This is a genomic window from Bacillus sp. C30 (assembly GCF_040838255.1).
Taxonomy (GTDB): domain Bacteria; phylum Bacillota; class Bacilli; order Bacillales; family Bacillaceae_G; genus Bacillus_A; species Bacillus_A mycoides.
On sequence record NZ_JBFPJH010000118.1, the window covers coordinates 1 to 9,437 of the forward strand.

Annotated in this window: 8 protein-coding genes; 1 reads left to right on the plus strand and 7 read right to left on the minus strand. The window is 35.8% G+C overall.

The genetic code is table 11. The features are described 5' to 3' along the window. The 7 genes from AB3X49_RS12920 to rraA form a co-directional block, all read right to left on the minus strand. The coding region (locus tag AB3X49_RS12920) for a YwiC-like family protein (RefSeq protein WP_367962506.1) at positions 1-681 on the minus strand (681 nt) is incomplete at its 3' end. 184 nt (positions 682-865) lie between these two features. Further along, the gene (locus AB3X49_RS12925) at positions 866-1,567 is read right to left on the minus strand and encodes an ECF transporter S component (protein ID WP_016127299.1); all 702 of its coding nucleotides are present in this window, start codon (positions 1,565-1,567) and stop codon (positions 866-868) included. Beyond that, positions 1,540-3,201: an ABC transporter ATP-binding protein gene (locus AB3X49_RS12930; protein WP_367962508.1), complete on the minus strand. Its 1,662-nt coding sequence runs from the start codon at positions 3,199-3,201 to the stop codon at positions 1,540-1,542. The genes AB3X49_RS12925 and AB3X49_RS12930 overlap by 28 nt, the downstream gene beginning before the upstream one ends. After that, positions 3,174-4,052, minus strand: coding sequence for an energy-coupling factor transporter transmembrane component T (locus AB3X49_RS12935; RefSeq protein WP_215573572.1), 879 nt, complete (start codon positions 4,050-4,052; stop codon positions 3,174-3,176). The genes AB3X49_RS12930 and AB3X49_RS12935 overlap by 28 nt, the downstream gene beginning before the upstream one ends. A 23-nt stretch (positions 4,053-4,075) precedes the next feature. Further along, on the minus strand, positions 4,076-4,894 hold the full coding sequence (locus AB3X49_RS12940) for a DUF4430 domain-containing protein (RefSeq protein WP_367962511.1): 819 nt from the start codon (positions 4,892-4,894) through the stop codon (positions 4,076-4,078). Between the two features lie 124 nt (positions 4,895-5,018). Beyond that, positions 5,019-6,731, minus strand: a complete 1,713-nt coding sequence (locus AB3X49_RS12945) for a DUF4430 domain-containing protein (RefSeq protein ID WP_367962513.1) — start codon at positions 6,729-6,731, stop codon at positions 5,019-5,021. Positions 6,732-7,236: 505 nt separating this feature from the next. Next, complete coding sequence (gene rraA / locus AB3X49_RS12950; RefSeq protein WP_016096641.1) at positions 7,237-7,722, minus strand: ribonuclease E activity regulator RraA; 486 nt, start codon at positions 7,720-7,722, stop codon at positions 7,237-7,239. 198 nt (positions 7,723-7,920) lie between these two features. On the opposite strand from rraA, the gene AB3X49_RS12955 reads away from it, so the two are divergent. Continuing rightward, positions 7,921-9,351, plus strand: a complete 1,431-nt coding sequence (locus AB3X49_RS12955) for a YfcC family protein (RefSeq protein ID WP_367962515.1) — start codon at positions 7,921-7,923, stop codon at positions 9,349-9,351. The last annotated feature ends 86 nt before the right edge of the window (positions 9,352-9,437 follow it).

Here is a 9,437-nt window from a genome sequence, read left to right on the forward strand (position 1 = left end):
ATATACAGAATTAACAATTTCTAAAATCCCTACTTTTAATATAGAAATCTTTTTGCCATACAACATAATGGCCCGAATTACACTTGGTACAAATATGAGTGAACACCATGGATTTATAGCAAATACAATTACCGTTAATACAATATGATATCCCCAAGATATCAAACGATACTTCGGATTATTTTTTTCACGAATCATCGTTTTCACATAAAACGTACTTCCTAAAAAATATAGAAATGAAATAAGCGCAATGAATAATGCTGTTTTATCTATGAATTTCACGGAGAAATAATAACTAATTAAACCACCTATACAAAACACTATAATCGCACAAACATCATTTAGTAATGCTCGTTCATTTTTTTGACGAGCGTAATACATATTTACAATAAACAATGGAATCATTAATACTGCGAATAAAAGAATTCGCCATTCATATAATAAAGAAATCATCCCAAATACAAATGCAATGATAAAATAAACAATTGCAGCGTGTAGAAATTCTTTTTTTCGTCTTTTCCTTATGTACATGAGAAATGGATAAGTGGCTAGATAGATAAAGAACCAGGCTAAAAACAGTGGGATATGATAAAAAGTAGGTTTACCAAGTAATACACTTAATAGAAATGGTATGACAAGCATCGCCCATGCTCCATGTTGCTTCGGAATAACTAACTTCATTAACTATACACCTCCCTCTTGAAAATAATTCTCACCTACTATTATACAAATAATTTCATATAATAACGGATATATATTGAATCTATTTTTTGACAATAAAAAATGCTTCTTACAATATGTAAGAAGCATGAAAGAGGCAAACGAATATGTAAGTCGCGACCCTACCTTATATGAGTATGCTTTTCTATGTCACGTTATGCTCATCTAATATACCGTATTTCTTTTTAAATCTTGTGAGGATCGTAATCCATGACGTACTAAATAGCAGAAGGAAAATAACATTCGATATCGCATGACTCAGATCAAAGTAAAAACTTGCGACATAGTAAGCAATAACTGTTTCCCACGTTGCTTCTTGTATAAAACCAAGAAGACCCCAGAAATTCATAATCCAGCCAAATAGAAATCCAACGGCAAATCCATATATGAGTCGTCCCCATAGTTTTTTCATCAAAAATGTATTTCGGAGTAATCCTGCTATAAAACCAATCATGCCCCAAGAGAACATTTGCCACGGAGTCCACGGACCTTGTCCTAAAAAAATATTAGATACAATGGCCGCCGTTGCCCCAATCATAAAGCCAGTTTCACTTCCAAAAACAATTGCAGAAACGATAATGACAAAAGAAGTCGGTTGTACACTTGGTAAAATAGAAAATGGTACCCGGCTAACCGCTGCAATCGCCGCTAACACAGCAACGATAACAATTTCACGTGAAACAAACGCCTTCCTTTCAAAACGAACATAGAAAGGTAACATAATGACAGCTAATAAAAACAAACTACTTACCATGTAATACCCGTCCATAATAAAAGTCGTAAAGAGTAGTGTACATATTACAACAGCAAAAATAAATATTATGAATGCAACATATCGTTTGGACACGCTTTGTACACATCCTCCCACGTTAATGCAAATGGCAACTCTCTACGGATGAATCGATTAATAGATGTTGTATAAAAGAAGTTACCACTAAAGAACTCTTTCGGTGCATCATTCATAATGACTTTCCCGTCAAATAACATCATGCACTGATCAACGTATTTCGCTGCAAACTCAATATCATGCGTTGCCATTACAATTGTTGTACCTTCTTTTTGCAACTGTTTAAATAGCTCTCCTACTCTTTCCTTTTTCCATGGATCTAGTCCCTTTGTCGGCTCATCGAGTAATAATAAAGTTGGCTTTGATAATAACGTTGTACATAATGCGAGTAATTGTTGCTCTCCGCCGCTACAATCATGTGGATGGCGCTCTTTAAGTGAATCTAACCAGAACTTTTTCAACATTTCTTCTGCTATTGTTTTTCCCTCTTCACCATATAATTCACGCGCACGCTCATAAACCTCTTCCCATACTGTATCAAAAGTAAAATGATAGTACGGATGTTGCGATACGTACCCTATACTTTTAAATCGTTCTTTCGAATCAATTTTATGTACCACTTTCCCATTCCACTTTACCTTACCTCTTCTAGCTTTTTGCAATCCTGCTAAAATCGTTAACAGTGTAGACTTCCCGGTTCCGTTTTTCCCAACTAGAGCTGTCCATTTTCCCTTTTCGATGTTCACTGTTAAATCTCGTAAAATAAGTGGACTATTTTTTTCATATTGAAAAGATATATGTTCTGCACTTAAAATTACATCTCGCTTTTCACATTGTTCTACTTGCCCATTCCTATATGATATCGCTGAAAAATCATTCATTTTCATTTGTGCTTCTCGCACTGTAAATGGAATCTCTTTCACATTCCACTCTAAAAACAATCTTGGAATTTGCGGAATGAATGGACGAAACTTTTCTACTTCCCACATGTTCGCTATCACACTTTTAGAAGTACCATCATAAATGATTCTGCCATTATCCATACAAACAACGCGTGTTGCGAGCGGTATAACTTCATCTAAACGATGTTCACTTAAAATAATCGTAATTCCAAGTTCTTCATTAATACGTTTTAATAATCCTAAAAACTCTTTCGCAGCAATCGGATCTAGTTGTGCTGTCGGTTCATCCAGTAATAATAGTTTCGGCTGCATGACTAACACCGCAGCTAAATTTACAAGTTGTTTTTGACCACCAGATAAAGTATGAACAGATTGATGTAATAAATCTTGAAATCCCAAAAAGCTAATGAGTTCCGCTATTCTTTTTTGAATAATATGTGATGGTAACCCAATATTTTCTAAAGAGAATGCTAGTTCTTGAATAACGGTATCCATTACGAGCTGATTTTCTGGATTTTGAAATACCATACCAATTTCTTGGGCAGATAATAACTCTGGTACTTCTTCTAATAAAGTACCATCATAATATGTATGTCCAGAACGCGTGCCAATTGGAAGTAACTCCTTTTTAAAATGTTTTAATAAAGTTGTCTTCCCAGAACCTGAACCGCCAGCAAGTACTATAAATTCTCCTTTTTGAACAGAAAGAGAAATATGCTGTAACGCTTCTTCATTTTCATCAGTATATACAAATGATAAATTCTTCATTTCTGCATGCGCCACCATATCCATTCCCTTCCTTCCATCATAATTGGTAAACTAACAAACATCATAAATAATATAAACATAATTCCATCGTATTGCTGGAATAGTATTGATTCCACTTTCGGATAAATAATCAATTTCCCTCCGCCATAATAACTAAATATAAATGAAGTTATTAATAGAAAAACTAAATAACTTAGCGTATACAAATCACGTCTTTCCATTCTATATCGAATATATGTCGTACGCTTCGTTACACCAAACCCACGAGCTTGCATAGAATCTGCTGTTTGTAGTGCATCTTCTAACGAACAAACTAATAACACTTGCAGTAATTTCATCCCATTTTTTATACGCTCAATGAGTGAACCTGAATCTAATTGCACACCTTTCGTTTTTTGGACGAGTGTAATTTTCTTTAACCGCCTAATAAACAAAGGAACAAACCTCACTGTAATCATCGTTAACAATGCTACTTTCGGTGAAATTCTTGAAAATAAATATAAAAATTTATGACTCGAAATAATATCGTTATAAGAAGCAAACGTAAACATAATCGCAACTAATAATAAACCCATAACAAGTCCATACATACAGGCCTCAAGCTTAATCCGGCTATCTCCTAACCAAAATAACGTAGTCGCCCCTCTATGCGTTAATAAAGAATTAAATAAAATTACCATTAGAAAGAATACGATAGTACTTGGCAGCATGTTTCTTATTTTCTCGCCATTTCCTTGTACTATATTTAAGATTACTATTAGTATAATCGCTCCAATTAAAAAAAGAGGATGAAGACACATCATACATAGTATCATCACCCCAATATAATAGAAAAAATTAACAAAAGGATGTAAAGAAGAAAAGCTTATTTTCATAGTCCTTTACCGAAGGTCCTTTCTTATTTTAATACATACACCCATTCAATTGTATCTCCTGGTTTTACTGTAACTACACCAGCACTACGATTCGGAAATGCACCGTTCACACGGTATTTCCAACCACTTGTATCACTTATATCTTTTTCGTATAAATCATTAATCCCTTTTACGTAAACATCACCTTTAGATCCACTTGCATCAACATCTAATCCTGTACTATTTAGTACACTATATACAGTAGCACCTTCTTGTACATCAACCTTTTTCGCACCTAATAAGTATCCTTCATGTCCTTTTACCGAGATAGTGACTTGTTTTGCTTTAGGTACTGGTGGTGGTGGTACTGGATTTGGTGGTGGTACCGGTGTTGGCGGAGCTGGTAGATTATTGTTCTCTTCTGGATTTTTCTTTTGCTCCTGCTTTGGTGTTTCTTTTGGCTGATTCACAACCTTTGCTTCTTCTTTTACTTCTGGCGCTTTCTGCTGCTGAGGTTTCTCTTCTTGTACTTTTTGTTGCTCTGGTTGTTTATTTGCAGCAGGCTGTTCCTTTGGTTTCTCTTCTTTCTTTACTTCAGGTTGTTCCTGCGCTTTTTCTTCTTTCGGTTTCTCTTCTACTTTTTGTTCTTGTTTATCTTTCTGCTCTTCTTGTGGTTTCTGTTCCGGTTCAGCTTGTTGCTCTTCCGGTTTCGGTACATCTTTTTGTTCTTCCTGTTTCGCTACTTCTTTTTGCTCTTCTTGCTTCGGTTCTACCTTCTTCTCAGGCTTTACAGCCGTTTCTTCACATCCGGCTAATAATCCTAATGAAAGAACTAAAGAAATGAACCATTTCATCTTGCTCATGCTGCCCCTCACCTTTCATAATAAAGTGAAACTTTAATGAGTGGAGATTTTGTTCATCTCCACTCATTATTAGCCCTCACCCTTCATAATAAAATTAGGAGCAAATGATTGCTCCTAATTTTTGTTAAGCTGCTTTACGTCTCCATAATACATATGCAGAAGCGATACATAATACACCCATACCTACTTGTGTTGCTGCACTATGAGAAGATGCTCCTGTTTGTGGTAATTGATTCTTATTCTTGTTTGTTTCTTTATTAACTCGTTCGTTATCTACAACAACTTTTAGATTTTCATCTTTTGGTTGTTTTTGTAACTCTTCTTGTTGTTTCGGCTGTTCTACAACTTCTTTTTCTTCTACAGTTGTCTCTGGCTCTACAATTGGTTTCGTATCAATTTCATTCTCTACTACATTTGACCAATCATAAATCGATTTCCCAAGATCTTTAAACTGAAGTAACGCTAAAAATGCTTGCTCTGTAGCCATTCCGCTACCTTTTTGATCACTTGGTAACCATTTGAACTCACCATTTGGAAGCTGGTATGACATTAAATTTTGTACTGCTTTATTAAGACGATCGTGATCTACATCTTTAACTAGCGATAGTCCAATAATTGCTTGTGCAGTACTATTAGAATTCTCTTGTCCATCAGCGGCAAAACCACCATGACCTAGCTGCTGCTTGTATAAATAATCAACAGCTTTTTGAATAGCTGGCTTTACATCTGCTTGATCTTGATAAGGAGCTAATGCTGCTAATACCATACTTGTTACATCAACGTTACTAGCACTTTCTTTACTACTTGAACTATCATATGTCCAGCCACCGTCTGTATGCTGCGCTTGTAAAAGTGCTTGTACTAAAGCAGCTCGATTCCATTTTGCTTCGGCCGGAACCTCATATTTCTTTGTATCTAATGCAAGTAATGTAAATGCGTATCCTGTAACGGAATTCACTTTATCGGATTCAAATAAATTTTGTACTAAATTTTGTCCCTCTACCTTTGTAGGATCAACATTCATTGCATTCATCATAATAATCGTTCTAGCTAAATCTGTTGCTGAAAAACGATTTAAACGCTTCTTAACCTTTTCAGCTACTGGCTTAACATAGTTTATTTTCGTTTCAAGCGGAACATTTACACCTGAACGAGCAAGTCCAATCGCAACCCAATCACTACCAATTCCATCTTGTAACATCTTTTCTGACGTTTTAGAAATCGCTTCGTTTAATTGTGCTGCTGGAATTTCGACTTTCTCTTGCTTTGGTTGTTCTGTTACTTTATCTTCTGGTTTACCATCTGGCTTTTCTGTTTTTGGTTCTTCTGGCTTACCATCTGGTTTTTCTGTTTTCGGTTCCTCTGGTTTTGGCTCTTCTACAGTTTTACAAGTGCCAAATTTATCTAGCGTTTGTTGCAACGTTTGTTGACTCATATTGCTCCAGTCTGCAACGTAACGAAATGCAACAACATCCCCAGACTCTAATTTATAACTATCCGCCCCAACTTCTGCAGATTTATCATTTACATCATACAACCAACCGCTCGTTGCTCCAGCCATTAATCCATCGATGCCCTTTATATACGTTCCAAATGACATACTTTCAGATGTTACTTTGTCACCCATAACTTTTTGTAGCAAACTAAAAGCGGTTTCTCCATCTTCAATGGAAACTTCTTTCGGACATAACATAATTCCTTTTTGTGATTCACCAATAATTGCAAGTTTCGCTGTCTTTCCTTCAGCAAACGTAATATGTACTGTATTCGCAAAAGAAACAAATACAAGTGCCACTGCCATTAATGATGTAAGCAGCCATTTCTTTAACATTGCCATCCCAAAATTCCCTCCCTTTACTAACATTCACACAAAAAAAGACCCTTTAAGGGTATGCGGTTGACACTCTCTTTTTGTAAGTGTCGAACAAAAATGTACAACACCTCCTACCCGCATTATTCGCGGCTATATTTGTATAGGAAAAATAATTTCGTTTATGAACGCACCATTGTGATAACATTCACTTTTCTAGGCAAAATTTACTCCCTTTTCAAGTTATCCCGCTATTCGCCGAGCAGTAAGACCCCACCTCAAATTCAGCGAAAGCAAAGAAGTTAGGTGGGGATCAACTGCCCGTAAATGCCCGATTGGTGAAGGCTAATAATCAGTGGGGATGAACAAAATCCCCACTGATTAAAGTTTCACTTTATCGTAAATCGATAAACCTATACATTCTGTAATTTTTAAATTCTGTATTATTTTACTATTGACAAAGAATTTTGTCCATGCTTTATCGGATTTATTTTCTAAGAATAATAGCTTAATAGCCTTCCATTAATAGAAGTCATCCCTCACTATGTAAGCTTTTATCACTAACAATAATTCCATCTTCATCTACATAAACATATTCATTCGGTTTCCATTCAACTTCACCAAATTGCACCGGAATATTTCTTTCTCCTTTTCCTTCTTTTATACTTCTATTTGGCATTGTCCCTAACGCTACAATACCAATATTAATATTTTTTAATTCACTAGAATCACGAACATACCCATTTACAATAATTCCTGCTAAGTTTCTTTCTTCCGCAATAGCTGCCAAATTATCACCGAGTAACGCACAATTTTTAGAAGCTCCGCCATCAACAACTAATACTGTACCTTCCGGCAGTGTTTGTAACCCCTCTTTTACTAGTACATTATCATCCTTCACTTTTACCGTTGCGATTTTCCCATAGAATTGTTTTTTCTTCCCGAAAGAACGAAAAGACTGGCGACATATTTGTAATTCCTTTTCAAATTCATCACATAGATCCGTAGTTTTCCACATCCCTTTCCCTCTTTTCTTTTCCTTTTATATTACATATTCTTGGATTTTTTTCGTTTCCCTGTCTAATGTTGCAACAATTTGTATGTGTAAGAAAAGGACAGAAAAACTATTGCCTTAAGAAGCCACCTTTATTATAATCTATTTCACAGATAAATTTCAGAATATTAAAAATTAACCAAGTGAAAAAGAAGGGGTTTTATGCAATTACAGACCGAGGCAAAAAAACAGCCTAGTAAACGAAAGTTTAAAATGCCTGACGCGTACGTACTACTATTTTTTATTGCTTTACTTTGTGCAATAGCTACATATTTCGTTCCTGCTGGAGAATTTAAAAGAGTCACAAACGGTACTGTTACAACGACAATACCAGGAAGTTATCATTCTGTTCCACAATCGCCGGTAGGGTTTGTTTCTTTTTTTACCGCTATTGAAAAAGGAATGACACTTGCTGCTCCGATCATCTTCTTAATTTTATTTACAGGTGGAGCCATTGCAATTCTTGAAAAAACAGGTGCTCTTGACGGTTTAATCTATCATGTAATTAACAAATTTCGGAATCAGCAATTACTTTTCATTTGTATTGTCGCCGCACTCTTTTCTATTCTCGGAACGACTGGTATTATCGTGAACTCAGTTATCGGCTTTATCCCCATCGGCATCATCGTTGCACGCACATTAAAATGGGACGCTATCGTCGGCGTAGCAATTATTTATTTAGGCACTTATGCTGGTTTTAATGCTACTATTTTATCTCCCTCACCTTTAGGCATTTCACAAAAAATCGCAGAACTCCCGATGTTTTCAGGAATTGGTTTACGTACGGCAATTTATATTTCTTTTTTAATTGCTACCATTTTGTATATTAATTGGTATGTAAAACGCTTAAAAAAACCGAATAAAGGAAGCATACTCGGAGATAACTGGTTTCCAAGTAATGCTCTTTCAAGTGAGAAAGAAACAGGGAAAACAGAAGTTCCTTGGACAATACGTCATAAATTAATTTTACTCGTTTCAGCTTTATCATTAATTGCATTTTTAATAAGCGCTTTTCGTCTACATTGGACGGACGCAGAAATGACCGCTACTTTTATATTCATAGCAATTACAGCGGGAATAATAGGTGGTATGAAAGCAAACGATATCGCTTCTACTTTTCTAGCAGGCTGCCAAAATCTCATATACGGTGCTTTGATCGTCGGAATGGCTCGTTGTATTTCAGTCATTTTAGAACAAGGCAAATTACTTGATACAATCGTTAATCAACTCGCACAGTCTCACGAAGGACATAGCCCTGTATTTGGCGTTCTCGGCATGTATGTAAGTAGTGCCGCATTACATTTCCTCATTTCATCCGGGACAGGAGAATCTGTTATTTTCATTCCGATATTAGCTCCATTAGCCGATTTCATGCATATTACACGCCAAGTTACAGTACAGGCTGTTATGCTTGGAGAAGGTGTAGTGAACTGCCTCAATCCAACTTCCGGTGTTTTAATGGGCGTTCTCGCAGCGAGCGGCATTTCTTATGGAAAATGGATTCGCTTCATGGCTCCACTTGCATTCATTTGGTTTATCATTGGACTTATTTTTCTTATTGTTGGCGTGAATATTGAGTGGGGACCGTATTAAAAGACTCATATTATACTTAACTTAATAAAATATCTATTCTATTCTCCAATCCTATAAAAATCACTTATTCTAGTATAGATATAAAC

What these genes read in the sequence shown, in the direction of transcription:
- rraA (WP_016096641.1), bottom strand. Translation starts at nt 7,722, where the DNA reads ATGTGGAAAACTACGGATCTATGTGATGAATTTGAAAAGGAATTACAA.
- AB3X49_RS12955 (WP_367962515.1), top strand. Translation starts at nt 7,921, where the DNA reads ATGCAATTACAGACCGAGGCAAAAAAACAGCCTAGTAAACGAAAGTTT.
- AB3X49_RS12930 (WP_367962508.1), bottom strand. Translation starts at nt 3,201, where the DNA reads ATGGATATGGTGGCGCATGCAGAAATGAAGAATTTATCATTTGTATAT.
- AB3X49_RS12945 (WP_367962513.1), bottom strand. Translation starts at nt 6,731, where the DNA reads ATGGCAATGTTAAAGAAATGGCTGCTTACATCATTAATGGCAGTGGCA.
- AB3X49_RS12935 (WP_215573572.1), bottom strand. Translation starts at nt 4,052, where the DNA reads ATGAAAATAAGCTTTTCTTCTTTACATCCTTTTGTTAATTTTTTCTAT.
- AB3X49_RS12940 (WP_367962511.1), bottom strand. Translation starts at nt 4,894, where the DNA reads ATGAGCAAGATGAAATGGTTCATTTCTTTAGTTCTTTCATTAGGATTA.